Source organism: Methylobacterium sp. J-067 (assembly GCF_022829465.1).
In the GTDB taxonomy this organism is placed as follows: domain Bacteria; phylum Pseudomonadota; class Alphaproteobacteria; order Rhizobiales; family Beijerinckiaceae; genus Methylobacterium; species Methylobacterium litchii.
Genome location: NZ_JAKSXZ010000133.1, coordinates 38,955 through 54,081, shown reverse-complemented (window position 1 = coordinate 54,081; position 15,127 = coordinate 38,955). Strand labels below are relative to the sequence as shown.

The 15,127-nt window shown below is 70.5% G+C and carries 13 protein-coding genes; 4 read left to right on the top strand and 9 right to left on the bottom strand.

Annotation, left to right across the window (positions count from 1 at the left end; all coding sequences use genetic code 11):
• Window positions 1-18 precede the first annotated feature (18 nt).
• The 4 genes from pdxA to MKK52_RS19370 all read right to left on the bottom strand — a co-directional run bounded on the left by pdxA (window position 19) and on the right by MKK52_RS19370 (window position 4,270).
• Entirely contained in the window at window positions 19-1,020 is a 1,002-nt protein-coding gene (gene pdxA, locus MKK52_RS19385) for a 4-hydroxythreonine-4-phosphate dehydrogenase PdxA (RefSeq protein ID WP_243956553.1), read from the bottom strand.
• A complete protein-coding gene (locus MKK52_RS19380; protein WP_243956551.1) occupies window positions 1,017-2,261 on the bottom strand; it encodes a four-carbon acid sugar kinase family protein in 1,245 nt (414 codons plus the stop codon). Before MKK52_RS19380 ends, pdxA begins: the two co-directional genes overlap by 4 nt.
• A 1-nt stretch (window position 2,262) precedes the next feature.
• Window positions 2,263-3,267, bottom strand: a complete 1,005-nt coding sequence (locus MKK52_RS19375; protein WP_279597934.1) for a 2-keto-3-deoxygluconate permease — start codon at window positions 3,265-3,267, stop codon at window positions 2,263-2,265.
• 94 nt (window positions 3,268-3,361) lie between these two features.
• Window positions 3,362-4,270: a LysR family transcriptional regulator gene (locus MKK52_RS19370; RefSeq protein ID WP_243956549.1), complete on the bottom strand. Its 909-nt coding sequence runs from the start codon at window positions 4,268-4,270 to the stop codon at window positions 3,362-3,364.
• An 89-nt stretch (window positions 4,271-4,359) separates the two neighbouring features.
• On the opposite strand from MKK52_RS19370, the gene MKK52_RS19365 reads away from it, so the two are divergent.
• On the top strand, window positions 4,360-4,803 hold the full coding sequence (locus tag MKK52_RS19365; protein WP_243956548.1) for a PACE efflux transporter: 444 nt from the start codon (window positions 4,360-4,362) through the stop codon (window positions 4,801-4,803).
• Window positions 4,804-4,830: 27 nt separating this feature from the next.
• On the opposite strand, the gene MKK52_RS19360 is transcribed toward MKK52_RS19365, so the two are convergent.
• A complete protein-coding gene (locus MKK52_RS19360) occupies window positions 4,831-5,154 on the bottom strand; it encodes a hypothetical protein (RefSeq protein WP_243956547.1) in 324 nt (107 codons plus the stop codon).
• Window positions 5,155-5,165: 11 nt separating this feature from the next.
• Window positions 5,166-6,647, bottom strand: coding sequence for a PAS domain-containing methyl-accepting chemotaxis protein (locus tag MKK52_RS19355; RefSeq protein ID WP_243956546.1), 1,482 nt, complete (start codon window positions 6,645-6,647; stop codon window positions 5,166-5,168).
• A 223-nt stretch (window positions 6,648-6,870) separates the two neighbouring features.
• On the opposite strand from MKK52_RS19355, the gene MKK52_RS19350 reads away from it, so the two are divergent.
• The gene (locus tag MKK52_RS19350) at window positions 6,871-7,341 is read left to right on the top strand and encodes a PAS domain-containing protein (protein WP_243956545.1); all 471 of its coding nucleotides are present in this window, start codon (window positions 6,871-6,873) and stop codon (window positions 7,339-7,341) included.
• An 18-nt stretch (window positions 7,342-7,359) separates the two neighbouring features.
• Here the strand turns inward: MKK52_RS19350 and MKK52_RS19345 are convergent, their stop codons facing one another.
• Together MKK52_RS19345 and MKK52_RS19340 are read right to left on the bottom strand one after the other, a co-directional pair.
• Entirely contained in the window at window positions 7,360-7,587 is a 228-nt protein-coding gene (locus MKK52_RS19345; RefSeq protein WP_243956543.1) for a hypothetical protein, read from the bottom strand.
• A gap of 364 nt (window positions 7,588-7,951) precedes the next feature.
• On the bottom strand, window positions 7,952-8,218 hold the full coding sequence (locus MKK52_RS19340) for a hypothetical protein (RefSeq protein WP_243956541.1): 267 nt from the start codon (window positions 8,216-8,218) through the stop codon (window positions 7,952-7,954).
• 179 nt (window positions 8,219-8,397) lie between these two features.
• Between MKK52_RS19340 and MKK52_RS19330 the strand changes: the two genes are divergently transcribed.
• Window positions 8,398-10,839 carry a PAS domain S-box protein gene (locus MKK52_RS19330; protein ID WP_279597933.1) on the top strand — a complete coding sequence of 814 codons (2,442 nt, stop codon included), beginning with the start codon at window positions 8,398-8,400 and terminating at the stop codon, window positions 10,837-10,839.
• Window positions 10,840-10,970: 131 nt separating this feature from the next.
• Window positions 10,971-13,691 carry a PAS domain-containing sensor histidine kinase gene (locus MKK52_RS19325; protein ID WP_243956539.1) on the top strand — a complete coding sequence of 907 codons (2,721 nt, stop codon included), beginning with the start codon at window positions 10,971-10,973 and terminating at the stop codon, window positions 13,689-13,691.
• On the opposite strand, the gene MKK52_RS19320 is transcribed toward MKK52_RS19325, so the two are convergent.
• Window positions 13,675-14,934 carry a flavin monoamine oxidase family protein gene (locus tag MKK52_RS19320; RefSeq protein WP_243956717.1) on the bottom strand — a complete coding sequence of 420 codons (1,260 nt, stop codon included), beginning with the start codon at window positions 14,932-14,934 and terminating at the stop codon, window positions 13,675-13,677. The genes MKK52_RS19325 and MKK52_RS19320 overlap by 17 nt on opposite strands.
• Window positions 14,935-15,127: the final 193 nt, after the last annotated feature.

Sequence of the window (15,127 nt, the reverse complement as noted above, 5' to 3'; positions counted from 1 at the left end):
TGTATGCAAGGGGAGGCGTCAGGCCGCCAGCGATTTCGGCGCCAGCCCCACCGCCTGCCGCAGCGCCTCGATGAGGCTGCGCTCGTCCGCCACCCCGGTGCCGGCGATGTCGAAGGCGGTGCCGTGATCGACCGAGGTACGGATCACCGGCAGGCCGACGGTGATGTTCACCCCGGCTTCGAGGCCGAGCACCTTGATCGGGCCGTGGCCCTGATCGTGGTACATGGCGACGACCATGTCGTAATCGCCCCGCCCCGCGAGGAAGAACAGGGTGTCGGCCGGCAGCGGCCCCCGGACGTCCCACCCCTTCGCGCGGCAGGCCTCCACCGCCGGGGTGATCTTCTCCGCCTCCTCGCCATGGCCGAACAGGCCGTTCTCGCCGGCATGGGGGTTGATGGCGCAGACGCCGATGATCGGGTCGACGATCCCGGCCTTCACGAGGACGGCGTGGCCGCGCCCGATGACCCGCTCGACGAGGCCCGGCTCGATCCGCGCGATCGCATCGATCAGCCCGATATGCGTCGTGACGTGGATCACCCGCAGCTTGGGCGAGACCAGCATCATCGAGACCTCCGGCGTGCCGGTGAGGTGCGCCAGCATCTCGGTATGGCCGGGGAACTTGTGGCCGGCGGCGTGCAGCGCCTCCTTCGACAGGGGCGCCGTGCAGATGCCCTGTGCCTGCCCCGCCTGCACGATCTCCACCGCCTTGGCGATGCAGCGGTACGCCGTCTCGCCGGCCACGGGCGAGACGCGCCCGAACGGCAGATCCTCGGGGACGCAGTGCAGGTCCACGCATTGGACGGCGCCCGTGCCGAAGTCCGCCTCCCCCGCCTCGGCGCGGACCTCGATCATCAGGCCGGACCCGACGATGCGGCCCGCCTGCCTGAGGCGCCCGGCATCGCCGATCACCAGGGGCCGGCAGAGGTCGTTCACCTCGGGATGGGCCAGGGCCTTCATGATGATCTCCGGCCCGATGCCGGCGGGATCGCCCATGGTGATCGCGATGGTCGGACGGGTCATGTGAGACTTCCTTCGGTTCGCGCCTTGCGCAGGCGGTCACGGATGCGGACGAGGCTGTCGGCATCGCCGAACGCGCCCGCCTTGGTCGCGATGGGGATCGAGAACCGTCCCAGCGTGAGCCCGAGGGACACGCCGGGCTCGATCTCGTCCGCGAGGTGAATGCCCCGGATCTCGAGGCGCGTCAGGAGGGCGGCGGCGGTCTCGCCCCCCGTGGCGGCGAGCGCGCCGATCTCCCCGGCGACGGAGGCCAGCGCGTCGGCCAGGGCATGCGCCAGCCGCAGGCCGAGGCTCATGTCGGGCTCGCCCGCGAGCACGATCTCCACCAGGACGTCGCCCCCCGCCGCCAGCCGCTCCGCGACCTGGGCCGCGAGGCCCGCCCGCCCGTCCGCATCCGCCAGCAGGGTGTGCGGCGTGACGGGCAGGTGCAGGACGGCGCCCTCGGCCACGAGGCGCCTTGCGCCGGCCCGCGAGATGTCGGCCATGGAGCCGACCACGAACAGTGCCCCCCGCCCGTCCGGCCCGATGCGCACCGGGTCCAGCCCCTGCGGCGGCGCGGAGGCGGCGAGGGCATGGGCCAGCCCGGCGCTGCCGATGAAGAAGGGCGCGGCGTCCATCGCCAAGCCCGCCTCGGCGATCCGGCTCAGGTCGTCGTCGGTCTCGGCGTCGCAGACGGCGATCCGGTCGGGAACGGAGGCGGCCTCCGCCAGCGCCCCGGCCAGCCCGGCGCCGCGCACGGTTTCCAGGGGGAGCACCCGCGATGCGAGCCCGGCCGTCGCCAGCATCGCGCCGAGTTCGGCGGTCTCGTAGCGGTGGTCGCGCCGCCAGACCTCCGTGTCCTCCAGCGGACGACCGCCCACCCGCACCCGGCCATCGACCGTCGTGCGGCCGGTGCCGGGAAATGCCGGCGCCAGGATGCCGAAGGCGTGGCCGTGGACGGCCCGCAGCGGGGCCAGCGTTGCCGCGATCTCGGCGGCGGGGTGCCCCCGCAGGGTCGAGTCGATCTTCTTGAACAGGCGGCGCCCGGCCGTGTGAAACCGCTGCAGCAGCGCCGCGTGGCGCTGCGCGGCGGCCGCCTCGGCAAGGCCCCGGCTGTCCGCATCGTAGGACAGGACCGGGACCTCCTCGTCCCAGGCCGTCTCACCCCAGATGACGGCGGCGGCGCGCCCCCGCCGACGGAACGCGATGGCGCAGTCGGCGGCTCCGGTCAGGTCGTCGGCGAGGATGAGCCAGCGCGCGTCCATCTCAGGCGCGGCCCACCGGGGCGGGCTCGGCCACGACGTCCTCCGCCTCGGCCTCGCCGGGGCCGACGACCTTCGCCGTCCAGGCCGTGACGATCGGGACGAGGATGGCCGTGACAACGACGCAGGCCGCCACCAGGATCGTCGCGGGGCCGGCGGCATCGGCATAGGCCGGGTTCGCGGCGGCGACGATGGCCGGGACGGCGGCGGCGTTTCCGGCCGTCGAGGCGGCGGCGACACCCGCGACGCCGGTGCCCCCGGTGAGGCGGTCGGCCAGGAACAGGGGAATGCCCGTCAGCACCACCACCGCGACCCCCATCGCGAGCCCCAAGAGGCCCGCCTGCCAGACCTTGGTGAGATCGAGGCCGGCGCCCAGGGCGAAAGCAAAGAACGGAATCATGACCGGGATCGCCTTGCTCAGGAAGGCGCGCATCTCGCGGTCGAGGTTCCCGATGATCATCCCGACGACGAGGGGCAGGATGGCCCCGACCAGGGTCTGCCAGGGAAAGGCCGAGAGGCCGGCGACGCCCAGCGTCACCATGGTGAGGAACGGGCCGCTTTCCAGCGACATGACCGTGTAGGCGCCGACATCGCGGGGGCGGCCGTACTGGCCCATCAGCGCCATGTAGAGGCCGCCGTTCGTGTCGTTCATGCTGGCGACGACGGCCAGGGTCGACAATCCGGCGAACATGCCCGCCGCGACCGGGGCCTCCCCGAGGACGCGTCCGAAGACCAATCCGAGGATGAGCGCGATGCCGATCTTCACGATCAGCAGCGTGCCGCCCTTCTTCACGATGTACGGTGTGGCGCGGAAATCGATGCTCGCCCCCATGCACACGTAGAAGACCGCGAGGATCGTCAGGGCGCCCGAGAACAGAGCCCCGGTAAAGGAGCCGAAGAACTTCGGGGTGCCGGGAAAAAAGGTCGCGATCAGCGCGCCCGCCAGCAGCGGCACGACCATCATGCCCCCCGGAACGCGGTCAATGGTCCGTTTGATCGGCAACTGCATCGCCGCGTCCTCCCTGTCTGTGGCGAGCACTTTCGTTGATGGCCCTGGCGCAGGCCGGTGCTCGCGGACAACTTTGCGCAGAACGCGCATTCCGTCAACGCAGTTGCGCAATCTGCGCATTCGCACCGATCCGCTCCGCCGCGAAGCGGGCACGGAGCCACGCAGCGGCCGGGCCGCAGGGCCGCTGCTTGTGCCAGACGAGTTCGAGGGCGATGGGCCAATCGCCCTGATCGAAATGGAGGTCGGGCGTCACGAGATACGGCGCCGTGAGGGACGCGGCGATGACGTGGTCGGTGACGAAGGCCCAGCCGATCCCGTGCTTGACCATCTCCAGGATGACCCAGTGGCTCTCCACCCACCAGACTTCGGCGGCGACCCGCAGGCGGCGCTTCTCCGCGCCGTCGCCCCGTGCGGCCACGAGGATCTGGCGGTGCCGCTTCAGTTCCTCCCACTCCACCCGCTCCTTCGCGAGGGGGTGATCACGGCCGCAGACGAGCTTGAGCGGCACCCAGCCGATGGTCTGGAAGCCGAGTTCCGTGGGAAGCGCCTCCTGGCGCCACATCACCCCCAGGTCGGCCGCCCCGGACCGGACCATGCGGCTGACGTCCTCCATGAGGGGGAAGAGCAGTTCCAGTTCCACGAAGGGAAAGCGCCGGGCGAAGTCGGCGAACAGCGCGCCAAGGGCGTGCTCCGGGTAGAGTTCGTCGATGGCGACCACCAGCCGGTTCTCGACGCCCTGCTCCAGGCTGCTCGCGACGCCGATCAGGTGCTCCCGCCGGTCGAGGACGACGCGCGCTTCGAGCAGCAGCCGTTCGCCCGCCGGGGTGAGGATCGGATTGCGGCCCGTCCGGTTGAACAGGGCCAGCCCGAGATCGGTCTCAAGGTTGGCGACCTGCGTGCTGACGGCCGATTGCGCCTTCCGCAGAACCCGCGCCGCACCGGAAAAGGAGCCGGCCTCCGCCGCCGCCACGAAGGCTTGAAGCTGATCCAGCGACACGGCCATCTATCTGATTCTCAGATACGTCCTAACTTGTGGATCGGCTTATCACAGATAGACACCGGGCAACCCATTCGGCGTCCGCAGAGGAGATCATGCGCAGCACACGAGACCGTATCCGTCACGCCATCCTGTTCGAGGTGATCGGCCTCCTGCTCATCGTTCCCCTCGGGACCGTGGTGTTCGGCCTGCACGCCGCCGACATGGGCGTGATCGGCGTCGGGAGCGCGCTGGTCGCGACGACGTGGAACTACGTCTACAATCTCGGCTTCGACCGGGCGATGCAGCGCTTCGCCGGGCACACGCGCAAGAGCGTCGTCCTGCGGGTGGCGCACGCCGTCCTGTTCGAGGCGGGGCTGCTCATGATCCTGCTGCCGCCGATCGCGTGGTATCTCGGCATCGGCTTGGTCGAGGCCTTCTTCATGGACCTCGCGATCGCGGCCTTCTACGTGGCCTACGCCTTCTTCTTCAATCTGGCCTACGACCACGCCTTCCCCCTCGCGAGCTGGGGCGACGTCGCGGCCAAGCCGTCCCGCTGAGGGCGGCCTTCGCCTCCTGTTCGCGCGCTATTGGCCAGCGGCGGCGCGGGAGGGACGCGAACCGGTCGCCTCGATAATCGCGACCAGCGCCTCGACCTCGGCCATGAAGCGGATCACCGCGTCCTCGGCACTCCGCCGGCACGGGTGGTCGGCGGGAAGCGTCTCCGCCACCTCGGCGAGCGCGGCCGGTAGATCCCGCAGGGAATCGTGGATCGACCGGTGCAGCACCGCGATCTGATGCCGGCGCGGACCGGGGTCTTCGCCCGCCCGGATCACGGCGGCGAGGCCGTCGGTCAGGCGGCGGCTGGCCTCGCCCTGGAGTACGACCGGAAGTCGGTGGATGCGGGCCATGATTCCCCTCCTCAGCGCGCCAGGACGCGCGCCGCGCCCTTGGTCGTCTCCACCGCCTGGGACACGCTGCCGACCGCGGCCGAGATCGCGCCGATGTTCTGAGCGATCGCCCCCACCGCGCCGGCCGCGTCCTGCATGTTGGCCGACATGTCCCGGGTGACCACGCTCTGCTGCTCGACCGCCGCCGCCGTGCTCACCACGTAGTCCCGCATCGTCTCGACCGAGGCCAGGATGGTCTCCAGCGACCCGACCACCTGGGTCGAGACGGCCTGGACGTTGCCGATCTCCCCCGCGATCTGGTCGGTGGCGCGCGAGGCCTGGTTGGCGAGGTTCTTCACCTCCTGCGCCACGACCGCGAAGCCCCGGCCCGCCTCGCCGGCCCGCGCGGATTCGATCGTCGCGTTCAGCGCCAGCAGGTTGATCTGGCTGGCGATGTTCTGGATCAGCCCGACGATGCCGCTCATGGCGGTGGCGGTCGCGCTCAGCTTCTGCGTCAGCTCGCCGGCGGCCTGGGTCTGCGATTGCGCCTCGTCGCTGCTCGTGCGCGCCTTGCTCATGCTGGCGGCGATCTCATCGACGGAGCGGGCCAGTTCCTCGGCCGCCGCCGCCACGGACTGGACGTTGTCGGAGGTCTTCCCGGCCGCGACCCGCGCCTCCTCGGACTCGTTGTTGGACAGGTGGACCGCCCGATCGACCTCGGCGAAGTTCTCGTCGATGAGCACCTTCAGTTCGGTCAGGCGCTTCACGTCGTCAGTGACGTCGCTGGCGAACTTCACGATCTTGGCCACCTTGCCGTGGCGGTCGAGGATCGGGTTGTAGGACCCCTCGATCCAGACGGGCCGGCCGTCGCGGGCGAGCCGCTTGAACTGCGCTGCCTGATACTCGCCCCGGCGCAGCCGGTCCCAGAACTCGGTGTACTCGCGGGCCGCCCGGACCTCCGGCTCCACGAAGATGCCGTGGTGCTTCCCCTCAACCTCGTCGAGGCGGTAGCCCATCAGCTCGAGGAAGTTCCGGTTGGCGGTGACGATCGTCCCGTCGGGCTGGAACTCGATGACCGCCTGCGAGCGGCTGATCGCGGCGATCTGCGCCGAGTAGTCGAGGTTGAGCAGCCGCTCCTGCGCGTCGGCCCATTCCACGACGAAGCCGATGCGCTTCCCGCCCTCGGACAGCGGCGTCACCAGCAGATCGAACACCCGCTTGCCGACCCGGATGGTCGCCTGGTGCGGCGTGTCGAGGGCCGCGAGCATCCGGCGCTGGTGCGAGGGGTCCTTGTGGAAGATGTCGATGTTGCTGCCGATGAGCTTGGCCGCATCGAAGCGCGGGAGTTCGGCTTTCAGGTCGGCCTCGGCCTCCTGCATGAAGTGCGTCAGGGCCGGATTCATATAAGTGATGTTCATCGCCGCATCGGCGATCATCACGTTGGTGCGCAGGGCCGCGAGCGCAGCGATCTCGCTTGTATTTCCCGCCGAACGGACCTTCCAACCCCACGTCATCGTACGCCCCCGAACCCGGATCATCTTCGCCACAAGGTGGAGCCGCCGGCGCGACAGGCGCCTTCATCAGGGGCTCAGCTTGGGCAGATCTTGCCGTCGATCTTCTAACAAGATCTGAATTTCCCAGAAGTTGTAGGAAAAAAGGTGATCGATTTCGGCTCTTTCCCCTTAAGCGCGGATTAAGAATTCCTGAATATCGTTGAGGTTCTCTGGGAGTGGAGCCATGCACCTCGTCGATCTCGTCAGCCACCTCGCCGATTCGCTGGACGTGGGCGTTCTCGTCACCGATGCCGCGCTCAGCCTCCCGGGCCCGCGGATCGTCTACGCGAACGCGGCCTTCTCGCGGATGAGCGGCTACGGGGCGGAGGATGTCCTGGGCAAGACGCCCCGGATGCTGCAGGGCGCCGGCACCAGCCGGGAAGGGGCGAGGCTGGTCCAGCGGGCGCTGCGGGCGGACGGCCGCTTCCTCGGGCGCCTGCAGAACTACCGGCAGACCGGCGAGCCCTACCTCTGCGAGCTGGATATCCGGCCGATCATCGGCCTCGACGGGCACACGGACGCCTTCATCGCCTTCGAGCGGGAGGTCGTCCGGCGGCGCGGTCGGCCGACGGAGGGAGGCGCTGGCCGCTACCGGCCGGTCGAGTCCCCGCTTCCCGCCGGGCTGACGTTCCTGGAGCGGCCCCTCTTCGCGTGATCGCAGGGGGCCGCGCGGCTAGAAGATCCGGTCGCGCTGCTGCCACTGCACGAGATGTTCGGGCGCGCCCCAGGCCGCCTTCAGGCGGGCGATGTGACCCTCCACCCGGTTGACCGCCCCGGCGTCCCTGAACTCCGCCCAGATCTCGAAATGCTCGGTTCCCCGAGGGCTCAGCCGCCACTCGCTGTGGTCCTTGTTGTCATCGACGAGCCACGCATGAATCAAGACGACCTGCGGCCCCATCATATCGAAATGATGTTCGAGGTAGCCCGCGAAATTGGGTCGGATGGCACGACACCATGAGATCGTTGTATTCACTGTTGCCCCCATGTGGGTCAACGTAGATTACTTTCGATCCGCGGTCATTGTTTATTTTTGTTGACGACTTAACGTTGTAAATCTCTGAGAAGACTTAATCGCTGCGTGCCTCGACGTAAATTGAATTGTCGCTGGCGGTTGAGGATCTTATGGGGCTTCGGAACGATCCCGGAGGCCGCGAAGTCGGCGGGGCGGCCCCGGCGCGGCGCATTTCAGGGTTCAATACGGCGTGGCGCCCGCAGGGCGTCGAAGCGACCGCGCACAAGGCGGCCGCCCGCGGGTGGGCCGGCGGCTAAGCCTCGCGCGGCGGGAGGCGCTCCTTGAGATGGGTTGCGGCGTCCGAGTACAGCTCGAAGCGCCGGAGCAGGACCGCTCGCTTCTCCGGCTTGCGCGCGCCGTCCATCTTCGTCTTGGCCTTCTCGGCGCGCTCGCTCATCTTCGTCGCGAGCTTCTGAAAGGCATCCTCGATCTTCGTGTTCACTTTGGCGGCTTCAGATTGCACAGCCTCCTTGTGATCCCGAATCGCACCGGGAAATGTGCTCTTGTTGTCTTTGGCCATGACTATCTCCACCTTGTCCGTCCACTCTTAAGTCACGCCCTGCAACAAAGCGAACACGGCCATGGCGGCCCCGAGCCGGGCGCCGCGCAGCCCGGTGCCGGACGCATGGCCGCAGCCGACATCGACCACCGAGTGCCGGAGGGCGTTGGTCCCGGCCGCCGCAGCGGGTAGAGAGGCGCATGACCGACGGAGATCTTCGACAAGAGGTCGAGCGGCTGCGCCAGCGCGAGAGCGAACTGGTGGCGGAGGTCGGACGCCTTCGCGCCGGGCGGGAGCCGGATGCCCCCTCGACCGCCGGCGAGGCCGGGGTCGGGACCCTCCGGTCCGACCTGCTGTTCACCGCCTCGGACAAGACCCGGATGGCGATGATCGTCACCGATCCGAACCTGCCGGACAATCCCATCGTCTTCGCCAACCGCGCCTTCCTGGAACTCTCCGGCTACGCGGCCGAGGAGCTGATCGGCCGCAATTGCCGCTTCCTGCAGGGGCCCGGCACCGATCCGGCCCACGTCGCCCGCATCCGCGACGCCGTCGCGGCGCGGCGGGACGTGGTCGTCGAGCTGCTGAACTACCGGCGGGACGGCAGCCCCTTCGTCAACGAGCTCTACGTCAGCCCCGTCTTCGGCCCGCACGGCGAATTGCTGTACTTCTTCGGAAGCCAGCTCGACCTGACGCGCTTCCGGGAGATGGAGGGCATGGCCGTGCGGCGGGGCGCCTCCTTCCGCAGCCTGCTGGAGGACGGCGAGGCCGGCTTCTGCATCGTCGAGATGCGATTCGACGCGCGGGGACGGGCCGAGGATTACCGCTTCGTCGAGGTCAACGCCGCCTTCGAGCGCCAGTCGGGGCTGGCAAACGCGGAAGGCCGCTGGATGCGCGAGCTCGAACCGGAGCACGAGCAGCACTGGTTCGACACGCTGGGGCAGGTCGCCTGCACCGGCCGCGACGCGCGGTTCCGGGGCGCGGCCTCGCAGCGGGGGCGCGTGTTCGACATCCACGCCGTGCGAATCGGAAGCCAAGCGCAGAACCGCGTGGCGGTGCTGTTCGAGGACGCCACCGTCCGGCTGGAAAACGAGCGGCGCCGCGAGGCGCAGGACCGCGACCGGCTCGTGGAGCGCGACCTGGTCTGGCGCACGAGCCGCGACCTCCTCGTCGTCTGCAGCCTCGACGGGACCATCCGCGCCGTGAACCCGGCCTGGACGGACCTGCTCGGCTGGCCGGCGGGCAGCCTCGTCGGCACCGGCATCGACGCCGTGATGCACCCGGACGAGCAGGACGCCGCCGCCCAGGGCTTTGAGATGGTGCGCACCGGCCGGAACGTCTCCAACATCGACATCCGCCTCAGGACCGCCGACGGCGCGCACCGCTGGATCTCGTGGAACGCCATCCTGCAGGGGGACCGCTACTACGCCACCGGCCGGGACGTGACCGAGCGCCGGGCCCTGGAGGAGCAGCTGCGCCAGTCGCAGAAGATGGAGGCGGTCGGGCAGCTCACGGGGGGTGTGGCGCACGATTTCAACAACCTGCTGACCGTCATCAAGTCCTCGACCGACCTCCTGAAGCGGCCGAGCCTAAGCGAGGAGCGGCGCGCCCGCTACATCGACGCCATCTCCGACACGGTGGACCGCGCGGCCCGGCTCACCAGCCAGTTGCTCGCCTTCGCGCGCCGGCAGGCGCTGCGCCCCGCCGTGTTCGACGCCGCCCAGTCGGTGGCGGCCATCGCCGACATGGTCGGCACGCTCACCGGCGCCCGCATCCACGTCGAGACCGATACGAATGCCGGGACGGACGAGGCGGGGCGCGCGCTGCCCTGCCACGTGGACGCCGACCCGAGCCAGTTCGACACGGCGCTCGTGAACCTCGTCGTGAACGCCCGCGACGCGATGCAGGGCGAGGGGCGCCTGCGCATCGCGGTCCGGCGCGCGGACCGCATCCCGCCCCTGCGCTCGCATCCGGCCGTGCCGGGCGACTTCGTGGCCGTGTCGGTCTCGGATACCGGCGCGGGCATCGAGGCGGACCTGCTGGAGCGCATCTTCGAGCCGTTCTTCACGACGAAGGGCGTGGGGCACGGCACCGGGCTCGGCCTCAGCCAAGTGTTCGGCTTCGCCAAGCAATCGGGCGGCGACGTCGCGGTCGACAGCGCGGTCGGCGTCGGGACCACCTTCACCCTGTTCCTTCCCCATTCCGCCGACGCCGGGGCGCGGGAGCCCGCGCGGGACGATCCGGGGCCGCTCGCCGAGGGGCACGGCACGCCGGTCCTCGTCGTCGAGGACAACGTGGAGGTCGGCGCCTTCGCCACCCAGGCCCTCGGGGAACTCGGCTACCAGGCCGTCTGGGTGAAGGACGCGCAGGCCGCCCTGGCCGAGATCGAGGCGTCCGGCCAGCGGTTCGAGGTGGTCTTCTCCGACGTGGTGATGCCCGGCATGAACGGGGTCGACCTCGCCCGGGAGATCCGGCGGCGCTGGCCCTACCTGCCCGTGGTGCTCACCTCCGGCTACAGCCACGTCCTGGCCTCCGAGGGCACGGACGGCTTTCCGCTGCTGGGCAAGCCCTACTCCGTCGCCGACCTCAGCCGGGCCCTGCGCAAGGCCCTGCGGGAGCGGTTGGCGCTGACCTTCGGCTGACGGTGTAAAGCCCCGGCCAAGGCGCATCCGCCGGGGATCGCGCGCGTTGACGTGCGTCGCCCGCCGGGCGCGCTGAGGAAGCCCGCTCCTTTCGAGCCATCATGCACACACCCCCACTCGACCCGGGAACGATGTCCCGCGCGGACCTGGAAGCCGAGGTTCGGCGCCTGCGGGGGCATTCGACCTCCCTCGCGCAGATGTTCGAGCAGGCCCCCAGCTTCATCGCCCTCCTGAGCGGCCCCGAGCACCGCTTCACCCTGACGAACGCCGCCTACCAACGCGCCGTCGACGACCGCGACGTGGTCGGGCGCACCGTCGCGGAGGCGCTGCCGGAGGCCGCCGCCCAGGGCTACGTCGCCCTGCTCGACGAGGTGTTCCGCACCGGACGGCCCCACCAGGCGATGGGGGCGAGGCTCGATCTCCAGCGCGCGCCGGGGGGGCCGGTCACGGAGCGCTACCTCGACTTCGTCTACCAGCCGGTCGCGGGGGCGGACGGCCGGGTCGAGGGCATCTTCGTGGAGGGCCACGACGTCACCGAACGCACCCGCGCCGAGGCCGCGCTGCGGGAGAGCGAGGCGCGCTACCGCACCCTGTTCGAGAGCATCGAGGTCGGGTTCTGCATCATCGCGTTGAAGTTCGAGGGCGACCGGGCCGTCGATTACCGCATCGTCGAGGCCAACCCCGCCTTCGTGCGGCAGACCGGCGCCGATGTCGCCGGACAATGGGTGAGCGACTTCGCGCCCGATCTCGAGCAACATTGGTTCGACACCTACGGGCACGTCGCCCTGACCGGCGAGCCCGCGCATTTCGAGCATTTCGCCGACGTGTTCGGCCGCTGGTTCGACGTGCGGGCCCTGCGCATCGGCGAGCCGTCCGCGCACCGGGTCGCGATCTTCTTCTCGGACATCACCGAGCGCCGCGAGGTCGAGCGGCGCGCCGAGGCGGGGGAACGGGAACTCCGCCTGATCGCGGACGCCCTGCCGGTGCTCATCGCCTTCATCGGCGCGGACCACGTCTACCGCTTCGCCAACGAGGCCTATGACGACTGGTTCTTCGTCCCCGCCCGGGAGATCGTCGGCCAGGACGTGCGCGACCTGCTCGGACCGGATGGCTACGCGGCGCGCCGGCCGTTCATCGACCGGGCGCTCGGCGGCGATCCCGTCACCTTCGAGATGGACTGGCCCCACCGCGACGGGCGCCCCCGCATCGCAGAGATCCGCTACCTGCCGCGCCGGGACACCGACGGTCGCGTCGACGGCTTCCACGTCTTCGTGCAGGACGTGACCGTCCGCGCGCAGACCGAGGCCGACCTCGCCCGTCAGGTCGCCGCCCGGACGGCCGAGCGCGACCAGATCTGGCAGGCGTCGTCCGACCTGCTCTGCGTCGCCAACTTCGAGGGCTACTTCGTCAGCCTCAACCCGGCCTGGCCCCGGACCCTCGGGTGGACCGACACCGAGATGAAGGCGCGGCCGTTCCTCGACTTCGTGCATCCCGACGACATCGCGGCGACCGTGGCGGCGGCGGGCGGGCTGGCGCGCGGGGAGGCCCAGCTCACCTTCGAGAACCGCTACCTCCACAAGGACGGCGGCCATGTGTGGCTGTCCTGGAACGCCGTGCCCCGCGACGGGCTGATCTATGCCTCCGTGCGCGACGTGACCGCGATCAAGCGGCAGGCCGAGGCCCTTGCCAGGACCGAGGAGGCCCTGCGGCAATCGCAGAAGATGGAGGCGGTGGGGCAACTGACCGGCGGCCTCGCCCACGACTTCAACAACCTGCTCGCCGGCATCTCCGGCTCGCTGGAGCTGATGCAGACCCGGATGAGCCAGGGCCGGATGGGCGACCTCGACCGCTATATGGCGGTCGCCCAAGGCGCGGCCAAGCGCGCTGCCGCGCTGACCCACCGGCTCCTCGCCTTCTCCCGGCGCCAGACCCTCGACCCCAAGCCCACCAACGTAAACCGCCTCGTCACCGACATGGAGGAGCTGATCCGGCGCACGGTCGGCCCCTCCGTCCACCTGGAGGTCGTCGGCCTCGCCGGGCTGTGGCCGGCGCTGATCGATCCGGGGCAGTTGGAGAACGCCCTGCTCAACCTGTGCATCAACGCCCGCGACGCGATGCCGGAGGGCGGGCGCATCACCATCGAGACCGCCAACCGGTGGATCGACGAGGTCGGCGGCCGGCAGCACGACCTGCCGCCGGGGCAGTATCTCAGCGTCTGCGTGAGCGACACCGGCACCGGCATGACGCCGGACCTGATCGACAAGGTGTTCGAGCCGTTCTTCACCACCAAGCCCACCGGCGAGGGCACGGGCCTCGGCCTGTCCATGGTCTACGGCTTCGCCCGCCAGTCGGGCGGGCAGGTGCGGATCTACTCCGAGGTCGGCGAGGGCACGATGGTGTGCCTCTACCTGCCCCGCCATTACGGCGAGGCCGACGAGGCCGAGGTCGCGCGCCGGCTCGCCGAGGTGGAGCTGGCGGGCCAGGGCGAGACGGTGCTGATCGTGGACGACGAGCCCTCCGTGCGTATGCTGGTCACGGAGGTGCTGGAAGACCTCGGCTACACCGCCATCGAGGCCGCCGACAGCGTCGCCGGCCTGAAGGTGCTGCAATCGGACGTGCGCATCGACCTGCTCGTCACCGATGTCGGCCTGCCGGGCGGGATGAACGGGCGGCAGATGGCCGATGCCGGCCGCGAGCGGCGGCCGGACCTGAAGGTGCTGTTCATCACCGGCTACGCCGAGAACGCCGTGCTCGGAAACGGCTACCTGCGGCCGGGCATGCAGGTCCTGACCAAGCCGTTCGTGCTGGAAACCCTCGCCACCCGCATCAAGGACCTCATCGCCGAGCCGTGAGCGCGCGGCGCGGCCGGAGCGCCGCCATGGCCTCGTCGGCGGCCCTCTGCCCGCTGTCGTGGGCCCCGTGGGCGGTGGTGAAGTCGTGCGGGTGCGTCGCCTCGCCCGCGAAGAACAGCCTCTCCTCGAAGGGCCGGGCGAGCTGCGCCCGCGCGCCGGAGCGGCCCGGCAGGGCGCAGCTATACGCCCCGCCGATGGTGCCCATCCGGCTCCACGCGGTCGCCGCCAGCGGCCGGATCGCCGAGGCCACGTCGTGGCCGAACAGGGCGGCGAGCTGGTCCGTGACGAACGCGAAGCCGGCGGCCGGGCCCTCCTCCGCCACCATGCGGGCGCCCTCGCCCCCGAGGAACGCCTCGATCACCGGCCATCCGTTGGGCCGGATGGAATAGGCGGCGGACCTCGCATCGTGGACGTCGCCGTAGGCGTGCGAATCCGGCGCGAACGCCGAGTCGCGCCCGATTTCGAGGAACACCTTCTCGTTGTGGCCGAGTGGCAGGGCGGCGGCGGCCTCGCGCCAGGGGTCGATCCCAGCGGGCAGACGGATCGCGTCGCCGGCCAGGATCGCGGTCGAGACCGTCAGGATGGCGGCCCCGGCGTGGAGGGTGCCGGCCCGCGTGGTGACGGCGACCCCGTCCGCCGTGAGGTCGATCCCCGCGACGGGGGTGGCGAGGCGCAGGGCCGTGGCGGTCGGCAGGCTGGCGGCGACCAGCGTCCCGTAGCCGAGGGGCAGGTGCCAGTTCCGGCCCGTCGAGGCGTCGTCGTAGGCGAGGTAGTCGGTGGCGGAGATCGTCTCGGGTCCGACGCCGCTCATGAAGCCGGCGATGGACCGCACATAGGCGTTGTACCGGCCGCCGGGCTCCAGGGCGTCGGCGGCCCGGTCGCCGCCCGCCGCGACGGCGCGGAGCCGGTCCTCCCACACGCCGTACGCCCGCTGGGCCGCCTCCTGGTCGTCCCGGTCCTGCGCGATGCTGGGATGGGCCTTGGCCCAGGGCGGATCGCCCCGGTCCACCGGGAAGCCCGCCGCCTCGGCGATGCCGACCCAGGCGTTGCGGTCGCCCGAATGGAGCCATTCGCAGCCGAGATCGAGGGGATACCCGCCGAGATCCTGCGTATGGGCGCGGCCCCCGAGGCGCGACGACGCCTCGAGCAGCACGGCCGACACGCCCTGCTCCGCCAGCCGCCGCGCCGCGCCGATGCCGGCGGCCCCTCCCCCTACGATGATGACGTCGAACACGGTGTGCATGGGGCCCATGTGAGATCGAAGACCGCCATCATAACCCCCGCGCCGGGAGCGGGGACACATGCCGGCCCCGCACGCCTGGGCTGCGCCGGCCCGGACGGACCTGTGACCTTTGGGCCTAGGTGTCGTCGCCCGGCCGGCCCGGTTCGGCCGTGGTCAGGCCGGCGGCCCGATGTTAATGCCCGTTAAATGGCGT